Raw genomic sequence first — 19,617 nt, 5'->3', positions numbered from 1 at the left:
CGTTGCGGATCCGGCAACGTCGTGGCGTCGGCAATCTCCTGTGCTTGCCGAAAAATGCCTGTCGTTCGCTTTCAATCTAGACGCTGGCGCGCGATCGTGCCGGTTCGCTGAAGGTCACCGTTCGTCTGATCGGATCCAATCCTTGCCGAGCTTTGTTTAACTGAGGGCAGAGGGCGATGCAGGGAGGAAGAAGCATGCATCGGTTGGTCATCGAGGTGGACCTGCAGTTGTATGAACTGCTCAGGCGTGCGGCCAAGGACCACCACTTGAGCCTGGAGGGCGAGTGCCTGCGCAGGTTGCAAGGCGCCGACAGGCAATCACGTTACCTTCAGGCCCTGCTGGCGGATCTGCGCGCCGATGAAGAACAGCGGCGCGCCAGCGACGATCAGGTCGCCTGAATCACTTTTTCTTATTGCCAGCGGTGCAACTGGCAGCATCGAACGCCTGGTCCATGACCGGCTGGTTGGTCTTGTAGACGGTGAAGCGGTAGACCATCACCGCGCCCTTGGTCATCAGTTGGCGGTAGCCGGTGTTGCGGCAGACGCTGTCGCCAAGCTGGCTGCGCACCAGCGCCGGGTTTTCCAGCATGCGCTGGGCATGTTCTTCACGCACGCTCAGGTGGTTGACCAACGCCTTGCCCTTCTCGACGGTGTAGCCCTGATCGAGGATGTCTTCGTTGACGGCGCGTGGCGTGCCGACGCTGCTCTCCTTGGCAACCTTCTGCAGCATCTGGTTCAACTCGTAGTCCTGCTTGGACGCTGCGTTGGCGGCAAGCGGCAGGGCGAGCATCAGGCTCAGGGTCGGGACGATAAGACGCAGCATGAATCTCTCCTGGTTCGGTGACTGGCGCTTTGACCCGCGCCGGCAAGCGGCGTTCCATGAACAGGTCGCGCTCCGGGCGCAGCCGCCGCCAAAGGCTCGATTATAAGGGAGCCTGGCAGTGGCCTGCACGGCAAACCTGCGCCCGCTCTGGTAGACTGGCACCTTTGTTTCCCGCCGAGTTGTCGCAGTGTCAATCCTATTCCCGTCGCCAGGCTTGCAGCCATGAGCCATGCGGTAGCGCGTCTGCGCGCCGAGCGTCTGGCGCGCAGCAATAAACCCTTCGTCGCCCGCGGTTCGCGAGCCGATCGCTGCCCGGACTGCCGGGTTATCGCCAGCCATTGCCTGTGCGCCTGGAAGCCTCGGGTCGACGCCCAGGCCGGCATGTGTCTGGTGATGCACGACACCGAGCCATTGAAGCCGACCAACACCGGCTGGCTGATCGCCGACCTGATCGAAGACACCTGGGCCTTCGGCTGGCAGCGCACGGATGTCGATGCGCGCTTGCTGGCGCTGCTCGAACAACCCCAGTGGCAGCCCTATATCGTCTTCCCTGGTGAGTTCGTCGCACAGGAGCGGGTGGTCAACGAAGTGGTGTGCGAGCCTGGCAAGCGGCCGCTGTTCATCCTGCTCGACGCCACCTGGACCGAAGCGCGCAAGATGTTTCGCAAGAGCCCGTACCTGGACCGCTTCCCGGTGCTGAGCCTGGAGGCCGAGCAGATGTCGCGCTACCGCCTGCGCCGCTCCAAGCGTGACGATCATTTCTGCACCGCGGAAGTGGCGGCCATGTGTCTGGACCTGGCCGGCGACAACCGTGCCTCCCAGGCGCTGGATGCCTACCTTGACGTGTTCAGCCTGCACTACTTGAGCGGCAAGCGGCACCTGGCACTGGACGACCAGGATGAGCCGCATCAACGCTTGCATACCTTCCTATAGTCCAAGGGGCAAGCTAGCCGGATTGGTTCATACTGTCGAGCAGGTCGCCAGGGTGGGCGAGGCCGCCGGGCAATTGGCTTGACCACCCGGACGGTGCTCGGCATCCTTGGCGCCGATTCGGCCACGACGCAGCCGCTACCCCTGGTCTGCATCGTGTCCTTGCCGCTGGCGGCGCCGCCGCCCGCGCCTTGAGTTGCCCGCCAGGCACAGGCCCCATACCCCACAGCGCCTGGCACAGAACAGGACCCCTGGATCGATGGCTACATATGAAATCCTGATTGCCGATGACCATCCGCTGTTCCGTAGCGCCTTGCGCCAGGCCGTGACCCTCGGCCTCGGGCAGGACGTACGTCTGGTGGAGGTGGCAAGCATCGCCGAACTGGAAACCCGCCTGACCGAGAAATCCGACTGGGACCTGGTCCTGCTCGACTTGAACATGCCAGGTGCCTATGGCTTCTCCGGGCTGGTCCTGCTCCGTGGGCAATACCCGCAGATTCCGGTGGTGATGGTGTCGGCGCAGGAAGAGGCGGCCGTGGTGGTCAAGTCCCGTGAGTTCGGGGCCAGCGGTTTCATTCCGAAGTCCAGCCCGCTGGAAACCATCCAGGACGCCGTGCGCAAGGTGCTCGACGGCGAAGTGTGGTGGCCGCCGCAGGCGTTCGAAAAGGTTGATGTGTCGGCCGAGGCCAAAGCCGCCAGCGAAGGGCTCGCAAGCCTGACGCCGCAGCAGTTCCGGGTGCTGACCATGGTCTGCGAAGGTTTGTTGAACAAGCAGATCGCCTACGAGCTGAGCGTTTCGGAGGCGACTATCAAGGCCCACGTCACCGCGATCTTCCGCAAGCTGGGCGTGCGTACCCGGACCCAGGCCGCCTTGCTGCTGCAACAACTTGAATCGGTTTCAGCCAACTGAGCCTTCCGGCTTCACGCTTTTTTGACCCAGGCTGGACTAGCCTGCAGGTCTTTTTCAGGTGAATTGACTCACATGTCGCCATTCAAGGGCCAGACCGGCCTGAAACGCATCTTCAATGCCGCCGGCTATTCGCTGGACGGCCTGCGCGCCGCCTTCAAGGGCGAGGCTGCCTTCCGCCAACTGGTGCTGCTCAATGTGCTGCTGATCCCGACTGCCTTCTGGTTGCCGGTCAGTCGCGGCGAGCGTGCGATCCTGATCGCCGTGTGTCTGCTGGGGCTGATCGTCGAGCTGCTCAACTCGGCGGTCGAGGCTGCCATCGACCGCATTTCGCTGGACCGTCACCCCTTGTCGAAGAACGCCAAGGACATGGGCAGTGCTGCGCAATTGGTGGCAATGAGCATGGTGGCGCTGGTCTGGGGCGTAATCCTGCTCGGCTGACGCTCAGGCGATGGTCGGCAGCACGATCTCGTCGCTGCGCTGCACCCCCGCAGTGAAGCTGCGGCACAGCTCGAGAAACTCACGCATGGCCGAGGTCTGGTACTTCTGCTTGTGCCAGATGAAGTAGAACTGGCGCAGCAGATCCAGCTCCGGGGTTTCCACTGCCACCAGGCTGCCGCGCCTGAAAGCGTCGCGCAGCGCGAGGCGCGAGATGCAGCCAATCCCCAGACCCGACTCCACGGCGCGCTTGATCGCTTCCGTATGTTCGAGCTCCAGGCGGATGTTCAGGTTGGCGCGGTGGTGGCGCATGGCCTGGTCAAAGGTCAGGCGGGTGCCTGAGCCTTGTTCGCGCAAGATCCACGCCTCCTGGGACAAGGCCTCGATATTGGCGCGGCCGACCTTGGCCAGCGGATGTTGCGGGGCGCAGAACACCACCAGTTCGTCCTCGACCCAGGGTTGCACCTCCAGGTCAGGGTGGTTGCAGTCACCCTCGATAAGACCCAGGTCAATTTCGTAGTGGGCCACCTGTTGCACAATGTGCGCAGTATTCTGCACGTGCAGCTTGACCTGGCTTTCCGGGTGCACCTGCATGAAGCTGCCGATCAGCAGCGTTGCCAGGTAGTTGCCGATGGTCAGGGTGGCGCCGACGGCGAGCGAGCCGAAGCCGGACTTGCCGTTGAGCAGGTCTTCGATTTCCTTGGCCTGGTCGAGCAGGGCTACTGCTTGGGGCAGCAACTGATGGCCCAGGGCGTTGAGGCTCAGGCGCTTGCCGGCGCGATCGAACAGCTGGCAGCTGGACTGGCGCTCCAGTTCGGTGATGGAGGTACTGGCCGCCGACTGCGACAGGGCCAGTACATTGGCCGCTCGCGATACGCTTTGATGCTGGGCGACGGCGACGAAGACTTGAAGCTGGCGGAGAGTGAATCGCATATCTATATAACCGATAAGTCATATCTTGATAATTCAGTTAACAGATATTCTCGCTGCCCCTAAACTATCGCGCAACTGCGCGTCTTGCGCGCGCCGCGTTTTTCTTCAGGAGCCCCACTAGATGAGCAACATGAACCACGAACGTGTCCTCAGTGTGCATCACTGGAACGACACTCTGTTCAGCTTCAAGTGCACCCGCGACCCGGGCCTGCGCTTCGAGAACGGTCAGTTCGTGATGATCGGCCTGCAGCAGGAAAGCGGCCGTCCGCTCATGCGTGCCTATTCGATCGCTTCGCCGAACTGGGAAGAGCATCTGGAGTTCTTCAGCATCAAGGTGCCGGACGGTCCGCTGACCTCCCAGCTGCAACACCTGAAGGAAGGCGACGAGATCATCATCAGCAAGAAACCGACCGGCACCCTGGTGCTGGACGACCTGAACCCGGGCAAGCACCTGTACCTGCTGAGCACCGGCACCGGCCTGGCACCGTTCATGAGCGTGATCCAGGACCCGGAAACCTACGAGCGTTTCGAAAAGGTCATCCTGGTGCATGGCGTGCGCTACGTGAACGAAGTCGCCTACCGCGAGTTCATCACCGAGCACCTGCCACAGAATGAATTCTTCGGTGAAGCGGTGCGTGAGAAGCTGATCTACTACCCGACCGTGACCCGCGAGCCGTTCGAGAACCAGGGCCGTCTGACCGACCTGATGCGCAGCGGCAAGCTGTTCAGCGACATCGGCCTGCCTCCGATCAACCCGCAGGACGACCGTGCGATGATCTGCGGCAGCCCGAGCATGCTCGACGAGACCAGCGAAGTGCTCGACAGCTTCGGCCTGAAGATCTCGGCGCGTATGCGCGAGCCAGGTGATTACCTGATCGAGCGTGCATTCGTCGAGAAGTAAGGCGAATTGCGGCATAAAAAAACGCAGACCAGGGTCTGCGTTTTTTTATGCCTGGAGAATGTGAGTTCAGGCTTCGCGTGCAACCTCCAGCACCCGGATCACTTCCGGCTGGGGATAATGCCAGCGCACCTGCACATCCCAGAACTTTACCCCGTAGACGCGTTCCGCAGGCGGCACCTGGTAGGCCGGGCGCGGGTCCTGGGCCAGGCACTGCTCGATGAGCTCCACCAGTGGTTCTGCCAGGCGCAGAGCATGCTCGTGGGCCTGGTGCAGGGCACTATCGCTCCACTGCACGTTGATCGGCAGTGGCGCATCGCTGGCCATCTGGTTGACGGCATTGTCGATGCTGTCGGCGTAGGGCACGTAGGGTTTGATATCCAGCACTGGCGTACCGTCCAGCAGGTCGATGCCGGACAAGAGCAGACGCCCCGGCTCCATGCCCTCGAGGCGCACCACCGACTGACCAATACCATTGGGGCGATGGGTGGCGCGCGTGGCGAACACGCCCATGCTCTTGTTGCCGCCCAGGCGCGGTGGGCGCACCTTCAGCCGGGGCTTTTCTTCCAGTGCTTGATGGAACAGGAACAGCAGCCACACGTGGCTGACCTGCTCCAGGCCCTGTACCGCGTCACCCTGGTCGAACGGCGGCAGCAGCTCCAGCACGCCACGTGCGGCAGGCGCCAGGCGCGGCTGGCGGGGGATGGCGAACTTCTCCTTGAAGCAGGAACGGACGATGCCCACCGGTGTGACGCTGTGCTGCATGATCGGCTCAGCCACGTACGCGAAGGGTCAGGCCCTTGAGGAAGTTGCGCAGCAACTGGTCCTGGCAGGGCCGGTAGTTGTCATGCCCGACCTTGCGAAACAGCGCGCTGAGTTCGGGCTTGGACACCGCGAAATTGACCGACTTGAGAATCGCGTGCAGGTCATCTTCCTTCAGCTCGAACGCCACCCGCAGTTTCTTCAGCACGGTGTTGTTGGTCACCGGCAGCTCGACGGGCTGGGGCGCACGGCTGTCGTCCTTGCCACGGCGGTGGATCACCAGGCCATCGAGAAAATGGGCCATGACGCGTTCCGGGCAGCGCACGTAGCCGGCTTCGTCTTCCTTCTTGATGTAGCCGGCAAGCACCACCGGGTTCACTTCAAGGCCGGACAGGGCGATGATTTCGGCCATCTTGGCGTCGTTCACCTTGAGCATGTAGCGCAGGCTGCGCAGGACATCGTTGTGGTTCATGTGACTCGAATCCTTTTCAGGGCCGCACCTGGCGGCGCGGCGGTATCGCTTAGAAACGTTCGCTGGCGGCCAGGTAGCGCCACTGGCCCAGGGGCAGCTTGCCCATCGACACACCACCCAGGCGAATGCGACGCATACCGAGCATTTCCAGGCGAAGGTAGGCGCACAGTTCGGAAATCTGCCCAGGCTGCGGGTTTTTCAACACCAGGCGCAGGTGGGTTTCGTTCTGCCAGCTGGCCTTGGCCCGCGGCAGTTCCCGGTCATTGCGCGTGGCACCACGGGCCAGGCGCTCGAGCGCCTGCGGTGTGGTTTCACCGCGTACCTCGATGATGTATTCCTGCTCCAGGCGACGCAGGTCGGCGTCGATCTTGCGGGTCACCCGCCAGTCCTGGGTGAATACCTGCAGGCCGCTGGCGCCGCGTTCGAGCGGGGCGAGGCAAGTCAATCTGGCGAAGTGCCCGTGCAGGGGGCGCACGCCTTCGCGGTGGGCTTCGCTGAGGCTTGCCATGTTCATGCTGGCGCGGGCAGCTTCACTGTCCTGGCCCTTGGGCTGGTTGAGCAGCAGGGTAACCGGCTCCAGTGTTTCGGCACGGGCACCCGGGAGCAGTTCGACACGCTGAGTTTCAACCTTGAACTGCGGTTGCTCGACCACGACTCCATCGACCGTGACCCAGCCGCCCTCGATGTACAGTTCGGCCTCGCGGCGGGAGCAGCCGAGCTGTTCGATGAGGCGTTTGGACAGGCGGACGGGTTCGGACATGAGCAGACATTCGCAGGGCAGGGAAAGGTGTCCATTGTACCCGTCCGAGCCGTGCTGCGGCTGGGAATCTGTGCCATTTCGGCCATTTGCACAGCGGTTGCGGCGCAGTTGCTAGCCCGGTGTGCGGATCAGTCGCATATGCAGCAGTGGATACGGCTGACCCAAGCCATCGGTTTCCGAGCGGCCCGCTATCTCGAAGCCCTCATGCAGGTAAAAGCCCAGCGCCTGGGGGTTCTGTTCGTTGACGTCCAGGCGATCGGCATTGAGCTCGGAAATGGCGTGATGCAGCAGGCGCTTGCCAACGCCTTGGCCGCGGTGCTCAGGGGCGACGAAGAGCATGTCGACACGGCCGTTGGCGACGCCGGTAAAGCCGAGGATCCTGCGTCGAGTGTCCCGGCAGCAGACCAGCATCACGGCGTCCAGATAGCGGCGCAGTACATGGTCGCGCAGCAGCACGATGTAGGCGTCGGGGAGAAAATCATGAGTGGCGCGCACCGACGCTTCCCAGATACGGACCAGCTCGGGGTAGTCGCTGTAGTGGGGGGGTATGTAGCGTCAGGTGCAAGGACATTCTGTATTCCTCGGGTAGTGAGGAAAACATAGATGCTGCAGCACCGGTGTGCGGATTTTTTCTGTCTGGCAGGCCCTTTCGCGGTGTTATGCGCGAAAGGGCGTGACGATCAGATGGGCTCGGCCCACATGTCGTATTCGTCGGCATCGACAATACGGCAACGGACCTTGTCGCCCGGCTTGAAGCCGTGGTCACCGTCGATGAACACGCTACCGTCGATTTCCGGGGCGTCGAAGAAGCTGCGACCTACCGAGCCCTGTTCCTCGACCTCGTCGATCAGTACCTCGATCTCCTTGCCGATACGCAGTTGCAGGCGTGCAGTGCTGATCGCCTGCTGGTGGGCCATGAAGCGGTCCCAGCGATCCTGCTTGATCTCATCCGGGACTTCTTCCAGGCCCAGGTCGTTGGCTGGGGCGCCTTCGACCGGCGAATACTGGAAGCAGCCGACGCGGTCGAGCTGGGCTTCGGTCAGCCAGTCGAGCAGGTATTGGAAGTCCTCTTCGGTCTCACCGGGGAAGCCGACGATGAAGGTCGAGCGGATCACCAGTTCCGGGCACTGCTCGCGCCAGTTCTTGATGCGCGCCAGGGTACGGTCCTCGAAGGCCGGGCGTTTCATGGCCTTGAGCACCTTGGGGCTGGCGTGCTGGAACGGGATGTCCAGGTACGGCAGGATCTTGCCGGCGGCCATCAGCGGGATCACGTCATCGACGTTGGGGTAGGGGTAGACATAGTGCAGGCGCACCCAGGCACCCAGGCTGCTCAGCGCTTCGCACAGCTCGAGCATGCGGGTCTTGACCGGGCGACCGTTCCAGAAGTCGGTCTTGTACTTGACGTCGACGCCATAGGCGCTGGTGTCCTGGGAAATCACCAGGATCTCCTTGACGCCAGCCTTCACCAGGCGCTCGGCCTCGCTCAGCACTTCGCCGACCGGGCGGCTGACCAGCTTGCCACGCATCGACGGGATGATGCAGAAGCTGCAGCTGTGGTTACAGCCTTCGGAAATCTTCAGGTAGGCGTAGTGGCGCGGGGTCAGCTTGACCCCCTGCGGCGGCACCAGGTCGATCAGCGGGTTGTGGTCCTGGCGCGGTGGCACCACCTCGTGCACGGCGTTGACCACCTGCTCGTACTGCTGTGGGCCGGTGACCGACAGCACGCTGGGGTGCACGTCGCGAATGGTGCCTTCCTCGACACCCATGCAGCCGGTGACGATGACCTTGCCGTTTTCCTTGATCGCTTCGCCGATCACTTCCAGCGACTCGGCCTTGGCGCTGTCGATGAAGCCGCAGGTGTTGACCACCACCACGTCGGCATCTTCGTAGGTCGGAACGACTTCATAGCCTTCCATGCGCAGTTGGGTGAGGATGCGCTCGGAGTCGACCAGGGCCTTGGGGCAGCCCAGGGAGACAAAGCCGACCTTCGGCGTGGCGGGAGTGGTGGACATGACTAACCTCGGTATTGAAACAGGTCGCGCCTGCCAGTGGCGGCGCGATCCGGGCGGGCGTTTTTGGCGCCTCTGATCAAAAAGTGCGCAATTCTAGCGAGCGCAAGGTCGCTTGACCAGCAGAAAAGCGACGAGCGCTGCGCTATGCTTCGCGCCGTTGTGTCCGGGTAACAATGATAGCCGGATGACGACAGCGGTCCGGGCGCTGCAAGCATGCCGTCCGGTGCGAATACTACCGGCCCCGAGGGGCCGTCTGCGGGAGTGGTCGATGGTTCAGGCAAGCAGTCACGCCGAGGGCGGGCATGGGGCGGCACGCCCTTTGGGCCTGCTGGTGGCAGCTGTTGGGGTGGTCTATGGCGATATCGGTACCAGCCCGTTGTATACCCTCAAGGAAGTCTTTACCGGCGGTTATGGCGTACAGGTCGACCACGATGGGGTGCTGGGCATCCTGTCGCTGATTCTCTGGTCGCTGCTGTGGGTCGTGTCGTTCAAGTACGTGATGTTCATCCTGCGTGCCGACAACCAGGGCGAGGGCGGCACCATGGCGCTCACCGCACTGGCGCGGCGTGCCACGGCCGCGCATCCGCGGCTGCGCATGCTGATGGTCGGCTGCGGGCTGGTCGGTGCCTCGCTGTTCTATGGCGACAGCATGATCACCCCGGCAGTCTCGGTGTTGTCGGCGGTCGAGGGCATGGGGCTGGCGTTCGACGGCATCGACCACTGGGTGGTGCCGATCTCGCTGGTGGTGCTGGTGGCACTGTTCCTGGTGCAGAAGCATGGTACCGAGAAGATCGGCAAGGCCTTTGGGCCGATCATGGTTGCCTGGTTCCTCGTGCTGGCTGCGCTCGGCGTGCATGGCATCCAGCAAAGCCCGGAAGTGCTCAAGGCGTTCAATCCCGGGTGGGCGTTGAACTTCTTCATCGTCCATCCAGGGATGGGCGTGGCGATTCTCGGTGCGGTGGTGCTGGCGCTGACCGGTGCCGAGGCGCTGTACGCCGACATGGGCCACTTCGGGCGCAAGCCGATCGCCCGTGCCTGGTTTGCCCTGGTGCTGCCAGCGCTGGTGCTCAACTACTTCGGCCAGGGCGCGATGCTGCTGCAAAACCCCGAGGCGGCGCGCAACCCCTTCTACCTGCTGGCGCCAAGCTGGGCGCTGCTGCCGCTGGTCGGGCTGGCGACCATGGCCACGGTGATTGCCTCCCAGGCGGTGATTTCCGGCGCCTTCTCCCTGACCCGCCAGGCCATTCAGCTGGGCTACGTGCCGCGCATGCAGATCCAGCACACCTCCAGTGACGAGCAGGGGCAGATCTACATTGGCGCCGTGAACTGGACCCTGATGGTCGGCGTGGTGCTGCTGGTGATCGGCTTCGAGTCTTCCGGCGCCCTGGCTGCGGCCTACGGGGTCGCGGTGACCGGCACCATGCTCATGACGACTATCCTGGTTTCTGCGGTGATGCTGCTGCTGTGGAAATGGCCACCGGTGCTGGCAGTGCCGCTGCTGGTGGGGTTCCTGTTGGTGGATGGGCTGTTCTTCGCCGCCAACGTGCCGAAGATCGTGCAGGGTGGTGCTTTCCCGGTACTGGCGGGGATCGTGCTGTTCGTGCTGATGAGCACCTGGAAGCGTGGCAAGCAGATTCTCGTCGAGCGTATCGATGAGGGTGGCCTGCCGTTGCCGGTATTCATCAGCAGCATTCGTGTGCAGCCACCGCATCGCGTCGAGGGGACGGCGGTGTTCCTCACGGCGCGTGCCGATGCGGTGCCCCATGCGTTGTTGCACAACATGCTGCACAACCAGGTGCTGCACAGCCAGGTCGTACTGTTGACGGTGGTCAGCGAGGATCGGCCGCGGGTACCGGAGTCGGAGCGCTTCGAAGTCGAGGCCTATGGCGACGGGTTCTTCCGCGTATTGCTGCACTTTGGCTTCATGGATGAACCGGACGTACCGGCGGCACTGCGCCTGTGCCATCTGGAAGAGCTGGATTTCAGCCCCATGCGCACCACCTACTTCCTCAGCCGCGAGACGGTGATCGCCTCGCGCCTGGAAGGCATGTCGCGCTGGCGCGGGAACCTGTTCGCGTTCCTGCTGAAGAACGCCAACGGCAACTTGCGCTTCTTCAACCTGCCGCTGAACCGGGTGATCGAGCTGGGAACCCAGGTCGAGATCTGATTGAAACAACAAGGGCCGCGATGCGGCCCTTGTTGTTTCACTGCTCGGCGACGTTCGACTTGCCCTGGCGGGTCTCGATCTCGCCGATCAGGCGCTTGGCCAGCGCCGGGTAGTTCTCGTCGAAGTGATGACCGCCTGGCAGCTTCATGCGCTCGCCCACGGCCGTCTTGTCGGTGCAGCCGCTCTCGTCGGTTTCTTCCACACCATAGATGCACACCACCTTGGCGGCGGGCAGCTTGGCCATCTCCGGCCCGGTCGGGGCCTCCTGGCCTTCCTTGCCCAGCCAGCCCTCCACTTCGATCTCGAAGCTGCCACTGCGGGCGAAGGCCAGCAGGATCACCGCGTCGATGCGCTTCTGGTCGGCCTCCGGCAGGCGATTGTAGATCGCCGGCAGTACATCGGCACCGAACGAATAGCCGGTCAGCACGAAGCGCTTGGTACCCCATTTCTGCCGATAGTGCTGCATCAGCTCCGACAGATCGGCAGCGCTCTGTTCTGGCGTCTTGTGCTGCCAGTAGTAGCGCAGGGTGTCGATGCCGACCACCGGGTAGCCGAGCTTGGCCATCTCGCCGGCCACGTCGCGGTCCAGGTCGCGCCAGCCGCCGTCACCGGAGAGGAACAGGGTGACGGTATCGGTGGTCTGGCCGGCCGGCACTTCCACCACGGGAATGGCCAGGGCGTTGCCATCGCGCCCCACCAGGGCCTGGGTCAGCTGGGCCTTGAGGACCTGCGGCAGGTGAATGTCATAGTCGCTGATGCTGGTCTCGGCGTTGGCCTGGTCGCGCACGAAGGCGGCGCTGGCGTCGTCGGGGTTATCGTTCCAGGCCACGTTCCAGTGACCGTGGGCAGCGGTTTTGGGCAGCTCTAGCTTGCAGTCTGGTTGTTCGAGGTTGAAGTCGACCGAGATGGCTCGGGCCTTGTCGTCGTTCTGCCCGGCCAGCCAGCGCCAAGCCTGCGAGGCGCCTGGCCCGATGCCGGCAACCAGGGTCGGCTTGCCGGAGAGCTTGCCCATGGCCTGGTCCAATGCCACTTGCTGCTTGCTGCAGTCGCCGGTCGGCAGGATCACCTGCACCAGTTGCGCTTCACCGGCCTGGCTGAGATCCAGCAGTTGCTTGTCGGTCAGTGCCTGGTCATGGGGTACGCCAACCGCGACCAGGGTCTTGGCGCGCACGCCGGGCGTGACCCGAGTCAGGTTACTGCCATCGTCCAGGGTGAGGTGCTCGATACGGGCTTCGGGGGCAGGGCGGGTCCACAGCCAGAAGGCCCCACCGCCAGCCAGCACGGCGAGCAGCAGGGGGATCAGCAGGTACAACCAGTAACGTCGGGTCATCAGCGTTTCACCAATCCAGTCAGGCCGCCAGCAATCAGGGCGGCGGTATCAGCCAGTGCAACCAGGGGGTCCAGCCCGGCTGGCACAGCCATGTAACGGGGTTCCCAGTCCGGCTGGAACTTGTCCTTGAAGCGCCGCAGGCCCTGGAAGTTGTAGAGCTGCTCGCCGCGCTGGAACACCATCGAACCCAAGCGTTGGGTCAGCGGTGCGCCGCGACGCGGTTGCAGGCCGGAAAGCGGGACCATGCCCAGGCTGAAGCGGGCGTAGTCGTGGCTTTTGTAATGCAGGATGAGGCCCAGCATCATGAATTCCATGGTCAGCTTCGGTGCCTCGGGGTGCGCGCGCATCAGGTCCAGGCTGGCCAACTCGTTGCTGTGGGTTTCCAGCAGGTTGGCGAAGGCCACCGGACGGCCCTGGAAGCGGATCAGTGCAATTCGGAAATGTTGCAGGTACTCCGGGCTGAAGCGGCCTAGCGAGAAGCCTTTTTCGCGCACGTTCTTGCCAGCCAGCCAGGCGTCGGAGATTTCCCTGAGCTCCTGCAGGGGCGCATGCCCGGGTTCGTGGACTTCCAGGGTCAGGCCGTCGCGGCCGCCACGGTTCCAGGTGTAGCGCAGGTCCTTCATCTCCTTGCCCTTGGCTTCGAGGTCGAAGCGGCGCAGGTCGACCCGCGCCTCTTCACCAAGCTTGATCGCGGTCAGGCCGATGTCCATGTAGAACGGCAGGTTTTCCGCGCGCACCTGGTAGAACACCGGGCGGGCGTGGTGCAGGTCGCAAAGGTCGCGGAACTGCCAGATCATCTCGGCACGCTCCTGAGCCGGGCCGATCGGGTCGTACAAGGCAACCAGGCTGCGGCCGCGACGGGCATACATGAGGAAGGCGTTGTCGTTGGGGTGGAACAGCAGCGCCTTGTCACCGGTCAGGGCCAGGCCACCGTCGGGCTGATCGGACGCCAGCAGAATGCGGTTGGCGCGCTGCAGTTCGTCTTCGCTCGGCAGGTGAATCACCGGGCGCGCGGTGCGCAGCAGCCAGGTCAGGGCGACGATCACCAGCAGTACTGCACTGCCCAGCGCAGCGCGCAGGCCGCGCGGAGCATCGGCGTCGAGGGTGAATTGCCACCACAGTTTGTGGCTGTAGGGGACGTCTTGATAGGCGAACAGCAGCAGCCATACCGAGGCACCGACCACGCAAGCGCTGGCTACCAGGTAGATCGGCGAGAACGGCAGCTCCAGCAGGCGGCTGGGGCGATAGAACGAGCGCCGGAACAGGGCGAGCAGGGCGGTGGTGAAGATCATCATCGACGCCTCTTCCCAGTCGAAGCCCTTGAGCAGCGACAGCAGTGCGCCGGTCAGCAGCAACACCGTGGTCAACAGCCAGGCCGCCGACAGGCGGCGACGCAGGCCCTGGGCCAGCAACAGGCAGAGGACGCCGATCAGGCTTGCGCCGAAGTGCGAGGCGTCGATCAGTCGATGCGGGATGAGAAAGCCCATGTGCTCCAGGCGGCTATCGATCTCTGGGGTAACGCCGGAGAACAACAGCACCACGCCGGACAGAAACACCAGGATCGCCAGCACAGGAGCGGCGAGCCCGGATGCAGCCTTGATCGCCTGTTGGGCGAACAGCAGGCGGCGGGCCTCGTTTACCAGCAGCAGAACGCAGGCCACCAGCAACGGCAGCACCACGTAGATCAGGCGATACAGCAGCAGTGCCGCGGCCAGGGGCGCCGCGCCCAGCTCGTTGGCGAAGGCGGCGAGCAGGATCGCTTCGAACACGCCGACGCCGCCGGGCACGTGGCTGAGTACGCCAGCGGCGAGGGCCAGCAGGTAGACCAGTACGAAAGCGCCGAATGGCGGGGCTTCGGGCAACAGCAGGTAGAGCACCGTGGCGGCGGCTGCGACGTCCAGTGCGGTGATGAGCAGTTGCAGGGCGGTCAGGCTTGCACCGGGCAGGCGCAGGGTGCGACGTCCGACCTGCACCAGCAGATTGTCGGCCAGAGGTTGCTCGGCGGCGCGGCGGCGATAGAGCCCCATGGCCAGGACGGCGCAGGCCAGCAATACCGCAACGGCGATGCTACCCAGCAGTGTCGGGGACATGCGCAATGCGGTGGAGGCCGCGGTGAGGTCGCTCAAGGTGGCCACTGCTGCCAGCGGAGGCAGTGCGCAGCCCAGCGAGAGGCTGGCGAACACGGTCATCCGCGCGACTTCTGCAGCCCCCAGCCCCTTGCGCGCATAAAGGCGATAGCGCACCGAACCACCGGAAAGCATCGACAGCCCGATGGCATTGCCGATGGCGAACGCACTGAAACCACCCAGCACAAGCGTGCGGGGTGGAAGCTTGACACCTGCATAGCGGGCCGCGGACCACTCGTATCCCAGCAGGGTCACGAAACCTGCCACCGTGGCCAGGAAAGCACCGAGCAGCGCCTGCTTGGGCACGCTGAGCATGGCGTCATGCAAGGCATAGATGTCCAGCTCGCTCAGCAGGTGCCGGCAGGCGATCAGCGCCATGGCGAACAACAGCAGGGTTATCGCCAGGCCAATGGGCTGGCGGTATTTGCTGAGGCGTTCGAGCCACGGCAGACGCTGTGCTGCCGCAGGCAGGGCTGCGGTGATCGGGGCCTGGGAGTCTGGAGAGCGGGAGGTCATGAAATACCTCGTGCGGCGAGCGCGAGGAGGAGGAGACGTGCGGCCAAGTGAAAGTCCCTTTGGAAAACGTGTCCAGATAGTACTCCGGGTGGAGTAGGTTTATCCGTTTCAGGTTAGTTAAAGTTAGTTCATTGAGGTGCCAGACAAAGGGCAAAGCGCGTACGACAGGATGTTTTAAAGGGCAAACGCAACAAGCCCCGCGCTATCCAAGGATAGGCGGGGCCTGTTCTGACGAATGTGGTTGCGGGAGCCGGATTTGAACCGACGACCTTCGGGTTATGAGCCCGACGAGCTACCAGGCTGCTCCATCCCGCGTCAGAGGTGCGCATTCTACGGATTATCGACGGACTGTCAAACCTTAATGCGTGTTGAGCGTGGATATACTTCGAGGCAAAGAAAAAGGCCACTGTATTAACAGTGGCCTTCTTGAATCTGGTTGCGGGAGCCGGATTTGAACCGACGACCTTCGGGTTATGAGCCCGACGAGCTACCAGGCTGCTCCATCCCGCGCCTGTGGAATCGAATTCTACGGAAATCCTTCCGTGAGTCAAGCTATTTTTCAAAAAACCCTTTTTTGTTCAATCCCTTAGCCTGTTGCACAGGCCAGGAGCTGAGCCATGACGCGGGTTGTAGCGGGTTTTGCGAGGGGACAGTCATACCGATCATCCTTGCCCGCGTCGGGTGGGGCTGACGAATGCCGAGGCGCGTGCTGTAATATCTGTATGAATTTACAGTACTGACGGTCAGTCATGTCCCTGCGCAAGATCATCCACATCGATTGTGACTGTTTCTACGCCGCCATCGAGATGCGTGACGACCCCCGCCTGGCGGGTCGGCCCATGGCTGTGGGCGGTCAGCCGGGGCAGCGTGGGGTGATCGCCACCTGTAACTACGAGGCAAGGGCCTATGGCGTGCGTTCGGCGATGTCGTCGGGGCATGCCATGAAGTTGTGCCCGGACCTGCTGATCGTCAGGCCGCGTTTCGAGGCCTACCGTGAGGCCTCGCGGGAAATCCATGCGATATTTCGTGACTACACCGATCTGATCGAGCCCCTGTCGCTGGATGAGGCGTATCTGGATGTCAGCGACAGCCAGTGGTTTTCCGGCAGTGCCACGCGGATTGCCGAGGACATCCGTCGGCGCGTTTCCCAGACCTTGCATATCACGGTGTCCGCTGGCGTTGCACCGAACAAGTTCCTGGCCAAGATCGCCAGCGATTGGCGCAAACCCAATGGTTTGTTCGTGATCAGGCCCGATCAGGTCGATGAGTTCGTTGCCGCACTGCCGGTGGCGCGCCTGCACGGGGTGGGCAAGGTGACTGCAGACAAGCTTTCAAGACTTGGTATCGACACCTGTCAGTCATTGCGCGAATGGTCGCGCCTGAGCCTGGTGCGCGAGTTCGGCAGTTTCGGTGAGCGGCTGTGGGGGCTTGCCCATGGCATCGACGAACGGGTCGTACAGAACGACAGCCGGCGCCAGTCGGTCAGCGTCGAAAACACCTACGACAACGACCTCCCTGACTTGGCCAGTTGCCTGGAAAAAATCCCGGATCTGCTCGACAGCCTGAACGGGCGGATTGCGCGGATGGACAGCAGCTACAAACCAGACAAGCCTTTCGTCAAGGTCAAGTTCCATGATTTCAGCCAGACCACCCTGGAACAGGCGGGGGCAGGGCGGGACCTTGAGAGCTATCGGCAATTGCTCAGCCAGGCCTTCGCTCGGGGTGACAAGCCGGTGAGGTTGCTGGGGGTGGGAGTAAGGTTACGGGATCTGCGCGGTGCGCATGAGCAGTTGGAGCTGTTTCCTGCTCAATAAAAGAAAGGGGCGCATGGCGCCCCGTTCTTTTTACTGCTCTCCAGGGTCGGCGACCAATCGGCCGGTTTCCTTGGTCAGCGTCTTGAGGAATTCCTGCTGCAGCTCCGGATCGTTGCGTGTCAGCTCGATCAGGCTCTGTTCCAGTTCGCTGGCTTCCTCTTCCAGGCCCAGTTCCGAGAGACGTTTGACCCGGTGTACCCACTGGCCAACGTCGTCGTCCTCGAGGTCGTCGAAGATCAGCTCATGGGCCTCCAGCAGCTTGTTGCGCAGCGTACCGCTGACCAACAGGCTGGCGTCGCCGCGGATGCCGTTGTCTTCATCGATCGCCGCCAGGTGCAGGGTGCCGATATGGTTGAGGTTCTGCTCCGAGAATGGGCTGTCGAGCAGGTTCAGGCGTAGCACACCATGCTTGTCGGTGGTCAGCTCGTGGGTCATCTTGCCAGCCTTGACCTCGACCAGGCGCTCGTTCCACGGCAGGCTGGTGAACTCCTCGCGCTTGTCCTTCTGGATTTCGCTGATGCCTGCGAGGTTCTGCTGTGCGCGACCGTTGGACTGTACGTTCATGAACGGGTTGAGCCCGGCCAGGCCGTAGCTCAGCCAGTCGTGGGTCATGCTCTGCGGCAGGCTGTCGAAGGTGATCACGTTGACCACGTTGGCGCCTATGCCCGCGACCACCGCCACCGCACCCAGTGGGATCTCGTAGATCTCCCGCCAGGGCTGGTAGGGCGTGTAGCGGTCATAGCGCCGCGTGACTTCGAACTCGGTGACCTCGAAGCGTCGCTGTTCATTGATGCGAACACGCCGTTGCGGAAGCTCCATCACCTTGGGCTCGCCGACGTCGATCTGCAGACTGTGCTCGAGCAACTTGCGCTCGACACGTTCCTCATGCTCGCTGCGCTGGGACATCTGGTTGGCGCAGCCGCTGAGGAACAGGGCGCCGCAGAGCGCGGCGCCCCCCAGGGTAAAGGTACTTCGCTTGGACATGTTCACTCGTGCATTGGTAGTCAGCGGCGGATGCGGGCCTGCAGGAAGGTCAGCACTTCGTTGAGTGGCAGAGGCTGGGCATCCTGTTCGGTGCGGTGCTTGTACTCCAGGTTGCCGTCGGCCAGACCGCGATCGCTGACGACGATGCGGTGCGGGATGCCGATCAGTTCCATGTCGGCGAACTTGATGCCGGGGCTGGTCTTCTTGTCACGGTCGTCCAGCAGCACTTCGTAGCCTGCGGCAGTCAGCTCGGCGTAGAGCTTGTCGGTTGCCTCGCGCACGGCATCGGTCTCGTAGCGCAATGGCACGAGGGCGATCTGGAAGGGCGCCAGGGCATCGTTCCAGATGATGCCCTTGTCGTCATGGTTCTGCTCGATGGCGGCGGCGACTACGCGGGACACGCCGATACCGTAGCAACCCATCGACAGCACCACTGGCTTGCCGTTCTCGCCCAGTACCTGGCACTTGAGCGCCTCGCTGTACTTGGTGCCGAGCTGGAAGATGTGGCCCACTTCGATACCGCGCTTGATGACCAGCGTGCCCTGGCCGTCGGGGCTCGGATCACCGGCGACGACGTTACGCAGGTCCGCGACCTGTGGCACTGGCAGGTCACGCTCCCAGTTCACGCCGAAGTAGTGCTTGTCGTCGATGTTGGCGCCGATGCCGAAGTCGCTCATCAGGGCGACCGAACGGTCGATGATGCATTCCAGCGGCAGGTTCAGTGGGCCGAGCGAGCCGGCTCCGGCACCGATGGCTGCGCGCAGCTCGGCGTCGCTGGCCATGACCAGCGGGTCGGCAACCTGTTCCAGCTTGGTAGCCTTGATTTCGTTCAGCTCGTGGTCGCCACGTACGATCAGGGCGACCAGCTTGCCTTCCTCGGCGCCACGCACGATCAGGGTCTTGACGGTCTTCTCGATCGCCAGGCCGTGGTTCTCGACCAGTTCGGCGATGGTCTTGGCGTTTGGCGTGTCGACCAGGCGCAGTTCTTCGGTCGGCGCTGGGCGCACGGTTTCCCGTGGAATCGCTTCGGCCTTCTCGATGTTGGCGGCGTAGTCGGAGGTGTCGCTGAAGATCACGTCGTCTTCGCCGGAAGAGGCCAGGACGTGGAATTCGTGGGAGTAGCTGCCACCGATAGAGCCGGTGTCGGCCTGCACCGGACGGAAGTCCAGGCCCAGGCGGGTAAAGATGTTGGAGTACGCCTGGTGCATGCGGTCGTAGGTTTCCTGAAGGGAAGCCTGGTCGGCATGGAAGGAGTAGGCATCCTTCATGATGAACTCGCGGCCGCGCATCAGGCCGAAGCGCGGACGGATCTCGTCACGGAACTTGGTCTGGATCTGGTACATGTTCAGCGGCAGCTGTTTATAGCTGGACAGCTCGTTGCGTGCCAGGTCGGTGATTACTTCTTCGTGAGTCGGGCCGACGCAGAAGTCACGGTCATGGCGGTCTTTCAGGCGCAGCAGCTCGGGGCCGTATTGCTCCCAGCGCCCGGATTCCTGCCACAACTCTGCGGGCTGGATGCTTGGCATCAGCACTTCAAGGGCACCGGCGGCGTTCATTTCTTCGCGCACCACGTTCTCGACCTTGCGCATGACCCGCAGGCCCATCGGCAGCCAGGTGTACAGGCCGGAGGCCAGCTTGCGGATCATGCCGGCGCGCAGCATCAGCTGGTGGCTGATGACAACGGCGTCTGCCGGGGTTTCTTTCTGGGTGGCGAGCAAATATTGACTGGTGCGCATGGGAAGCCGT

At 63.1% G+C, this 19,617-nt stretch carries 18 protein-coding genes and 2 tRNA genes; 7 read left to right on the top strand and 13 right to left on the bottom strand.

Going from position 1 to position 19,617, the window contains the following annotated elements; genetic code table 11:
- The first annotated feature begins 194 nt into the window (after positions 1-194).
- Positions 195-398 (top strand): hypothetical protein, encoded by a 204-nt coding sequence (locus tag ACNFHO_RS07245; protein WP_054891026.1) that lies wholly within the window; start codon positions 195-197, stop codon positions 396-398.
- 1 nt (position 399) lies between these two features.
- Here ACNFHO_RS07245 and ACNFHO_RS07240 read toward each other — a convergent pair whose 3' ends face one another.
- Positions 400-822: a quorum-sensing-regulated virulence factor family protein gene (locus tag ACNFHO_RS07240; protein ID WP_054891025.1), complete on the bottom strand. Its 423-nt coding sequence runs from the start codon at positions 820-822 to the stop codon at positions 400-402.
- A gap of 222 nt (positions 823-1,044) precedes the next feature.
- Here ACNFHO_RS07240 and ACNFHO_RS07235 point away from each other — a divergent pair, with 222 nt between their 5' ends.
- The 3 genes from ACNFHO_RS07235 (at position 1,045) to ACNFHO_RS07225 (ending at position 3,100) form a co-directional block, all read left to right on the top strand.
- On the top strand, positions 1,045-1,755 hold the full coding sequence (locus ACNFHO_RS07235; protein WP_065862255.1) for a tRNA-uridine aminocarboxypropyltransferase: 711 nt from the start codon (positions 1,045-1,047) through the stop codon (positions 1,753-1,755).
- 256 nt (positions 1,756-2,011) lie between these two features.
- The gene (gene erdR / locus ACNFHO_RS07230; RefSeq protein ID WP_054891023.1) at positions 2,012-2,662 is read left to right on the top strand and encodes a response regulator transcription factor ErdR; all 651 of its coding nucleotides are present in this window, start codon (positions 2,012-2,014) and stop codon (positions 2,660-2,662) included.
- A 72-nt stretch (positions 2,663-2,734) separates the two neighbouring features.
- Positions 2,735-3,100 (top strand): diacylglycerol kinase, encoded by a 366-nt coding sequence (locus tag ACNFHO_RS07225; protein WP_054891022.1) that lies wholly within the window; start codon positions 2,735-2,737, stop codon positions 3,098-3,100.
- 3 nt (positions 3,101-3,103) lie between these two features.
- Here the strand turns inward: ACNFHO_RS07225 and finR are convergent, their stop codons facing one another.
- On the bottom strand, positions 3,104-4,030 hold the full coding sequence (gene finR, locus ACNFHO_RS07220; protein WP_054891021.1) for a LysR family transcriptional regulator FinR: 927 nt from the start codon (positions 4,028-4,030) through the stop codon (positions 3,104-3,106).
- A gap of 121 nt (positions 4,031-4,151) precedes the next feature.
- Here finR and fpr point away from each other — a divergent pair, with 121 nt between their 5' ends.
- Entirely contained in the window at positions 4,152-4,931 is a 780-nt protein-coding gene (gene fpr / locus ACNFHO_RS07215; protein WP_054891020.1) for a ferredoxin-NADP reductase, read from the top strand.
- Between the two features lie 66 nt (positions 4,932-4,997).
- Here fpr and tsaA read toward each other — a convergent pair whose 3' ends face one another.
- The 5 genes from tsaA to rimO form a co-directional block, all read right to left on the bottom strand.
- A complete protein-coding gene (tsaA, locus tag ACNFHO_RS07210) occupies positions 4,998-5,693 on the bottom strand; it encodes a tRNA (N6-threonylcarbamoyladenosine(37)-N6)-methyltransferase TrmO (protein ID WP_416765772.1) in 696 nt (231 codons plus the stop codon).
- 7 nt (positions 5,694-5,700) lie between these two features.
- Positions 5,701-6,162 (bottom strand): DUF1456 family protein, encoded by a 462-nt coding sequence (locus ACNFHO_RS07205; RefSeq protein ID WP_054891018.1) that lies wholly within the window; start codon positions 6,160-6,162, stop codon positions 5,701-5,703.
- 49 nt (positions 6,163-6,211) lie between these two features.
- Positions 6,212-6,922, bottom strand: coding sequence for an rRNA pseudouridine synthase (locus tag ACNFHO_RS07200; RefSeq protein ID WP_054891017.1), 711 nt, complete (start codon positions 6,920-6,922; stop codon positions 6,212-6,214).
- Between the two features lie 111 nt (positions 6,923-7,033).
- Complete coding sequence (locus tag ACNFHO_RS07195; protein ID WP_416765769.1) at positions 7,034-7,417, bottom strand: GNAT family N-acetyltransferase; 384 nt, start codon at positions 7,415-7,417, stop codon at positions 7,034-7,036.
- Between the two features lie 185 nt (positions 7,418-7,602).
- Positions 7,603-8,934 (bottom strand): 30S ribosomal protein S12 methylthiotransferase RimO, encoded by a 1,332-nt coding sequence (gene rimO, locus ACNFHO_RS07190; protein ID WP_054891015.1) that lies wholly within the window; start codon positions 8,932-8,934, stop codon positions 7,603-7,605.
- Between the two features lie 268 nt (positions 8,935-9,202).
- Here rimO and ACNFHO_RS07185 point away from each other — a divergent pair, with 268 nt between their 5' ends.
- Positions 9,203-11,101, top strand: a complete 1,899-nt coding sequence (locus tag ACNFHO_RS07185; protein WP_054891014.1) for a potassium transporter Kup — start codon at positions 9,203-9,205, stop codon at positions 11,099-11,101.
- A gap of 37 nt (positions 11,102-11,138) precedes the next feature.
- Here ACNFHO_RS07185 and ACNFHO_RS07180 read toward each other — a convergent pair whose 3' ends face one another.
- The 4 genes from ACNFHO_RS07180 to ACNFHO_RS07165 all read right to left on the bottom strand — a co-directional run bounded on the left by ACNFHO_RS07180 (position 11,139) and on the right by ACNFHO_RS07165 (position 15,583).
- Entirely contained in the window at positions 11,139-12,431 is a 1,293-nt protein-coding gene (locus ACNFHO_RS07180) for a virulence factor family protein (RefSeq protein ID WP_054891013.1), read from the bottom strand.
- Positions 12,431-15,073 (bottom strand): bifunctional lysylphosphatidylglycerol flippase/synthetase MprF, encoded by a 2,643-nt coding sequence (gene mprF / locus ACNFHO_RS07175; RefSeq protein WP_414154147.1) that lies wholly within the window; start codon positions 15,071-15,073, stop codon positions 12,431-12,433. The genes ACNFHO_RS07180 and mprF overlap by 1 nt, the downstream gene beginning before the upstream one ends.
- 238 nt (positions 15,074-15,311) lie before the next feature.
- Positions 15,312-15,388 (bottom strand) — tRNA-Met (locus ACNFHO_RS07170).
- A 118-nt stretch (positions 15,389-15,506) separates the two neighbouring features.
- A tRNA-Met gene (locus ACNFHO_RS07165) sits at positions 15,507-15,583 on the bottom strand.
- 245 nt (positions 15,584-15,828) lie between these two features.
- Here ACNFHO_RS07165 and dinB point away from each other — a divergent pair.
- Complete coding sequence (gene dinB / locus ACNFHO_RS07160) at positions 15,829-16,887, top strand: DNA polymerase IV (protein WP_416765894.1); 1,059 nt, start codon at positions 15,829-15,831, stop codon at positions 16,885-16,887.
- Positions 16,888-16,917: 30 nt separating this feature from the next.
- On the opposite strand, the gene ACNFHO_RS07155 is transcribed toward dinB, so the two are convergent.
- Positions 16,918-17,871, bottom strand: a complete 954-nt coding sequence (locus ACNFHO_RS07155; RefSeq protein WP_112898999.1) for a hypothetical protein — start codon at positions 17,869-17,871, stop codon at positions 16,918-16,920.
- Between the two features lie 20 nt (positions 17,872-17,891).
- Entirely contained in the window at positions 17,892-19,607 is a 1,716-nt protein-coding gene (locus tag ACNFHO_RS07150; protein WP_063545881.1) for a proline--tRNA ligase, read from the bottom strand.
- Between the last annotated feature and the right edge of the window lie 10 nt (positions 19,608-19,617).

The sequence above is a fragment of the Pseudomonas sp. NY15374 genome, from assembly GCF_048068255.1.
Classification (GTDB): Bacteria; Pseudomonadota; Gammaproteobacteria; order Pseudomonadales; family Pseudomonadaceae; genus Aquipseudomonas; species Aquipseudomonas machongensis.
The sequence above is the reverse complement of the archived record's forward strand: the minus strand, read 5'-3'. Positions and strand labels throughout refer to the sequence as shown.

What these genes read in the sequence shown, in the direction of transcription:
- ACNFHO_RS07245 (WP_054891026.1), top strand. Translation starts at nt 195, where the DNA reads ATGCATCGGTTGGTCATCGAGGTGGACCTGCAGTTGTATGAACTGCTC.
- ACNFHO_RS07240 (WP_054891025.1), bottom strand. Translation starts at nt 822, where the DNA reads ATGCTGCGTCTTATCGTCCCGACCCTGAGCCTGATGCTCGCCCTGCCG.
- ACNFHO_RS07235 (WP_065862255.1), top strand. Translation starts at nt 1,045, where the DNA reads ATGAGCCATGCGGTAGCGCGTCTGCGCGCCGAGCGTCTGGCGCGCAGC.
- erdR (WP_054891023.1), top strand. Translation starts at nt 2,012, where the DNA reads ATGGCTACATATGAAATCCTGATTGCCGATGACCATCCGCTGTTCCGT.
- ACNFHO_RS07225 (WP_054891022.1), top strand. Translation starts at nt 2,735, where the DNA reads ATGTCGCCATTCAAGGGCCAGACCGGCCTGAAACGCATCTTCAATGCC.
- finR (WP_054891021.1), bottom strand. Translation starts at nt 4,030, where the DNA reads ATGCGATTCACTCTCCGCCAGCTTCAAGTCTTCGTCGCCGTCGCCCAG.
- fpr (WP_054891020.1), top strand. Translation starts at nt 4,152, where the DNA reads ATGAGCAACATGAACCACGAACGTGTCCTCAGTGTGCATCACTGGAAC.
- tsaA (WP_416765772.1), bottom strand. Translation starts at nt 5,693, where the DNA reads ATGCAGCACAGCGTCACACCGGTGGGCATCGTCCGTTCCTGCTTCAAG.
- ACNFHO_RS07205 (WP_054891018.1), bottom strand. Translation starts at nt 6,162, where the DNA reads ATGAACCACAACGATGTCCTGCGCAGCCTGCGCTACATGCTCAAGGTG.
- ACNFHO_RS07200 (WP_054891017.1), bottom strand. Translation starts at nt 6,922, where the DNA reads ATGTCCGAACCCGTCCGCCTGTCCAAACGCCTCATCGAACAGCTCGGC.
- rimO (WP_054891015.1), bottom strand. Translation starts at nt 8,934, where the DNA reads ATGTCCACCACTCCCGCCACGCCGAAGGTCGGCTTTGTCTCCCTGGGC.
- ACNFHO_RS07185 (WP_054891014.1), top strand. Translation starts at nt 9,203, where the DNA reads ATGGTTCAGGCAAGCAGTCACGCCGAGGGCGGGCATGGGGCGGCACGC.
- ACNFHO_RS07180 (WP_054891013.1), bottom strand. Translation starts at nt 12,431, where the DNA reads ATGACCCGACGTTACTGGTTGTACCTGCTGATCCCCCTGCTGCTCGCC.
- mprF (WP_414154147.1), bottom strand. Translation starts at nt 15,073, where the DNA reads ATGACCTCCCGCTCTCCAGACTCCCAGGCCCCGATCACCGCAGCCCTG.
- ACNFHO_RS07155 (WP_112898999.1), bottom strand. Translation starts at nt 17,871, where the DNA reads ATGTCCAAGCGAAGTACCTTTACCCTGGGGGGCGCCGCGCTCTGCGGC.
- ACNFHO_RS07150 (WP_063545881.1), bottom strand. Translation starts at nt 19,607, where the DNA reads ATGCGCACCAGTCAATATTTGCTCGCCACCCAGAAAGAAACCCCGGCA.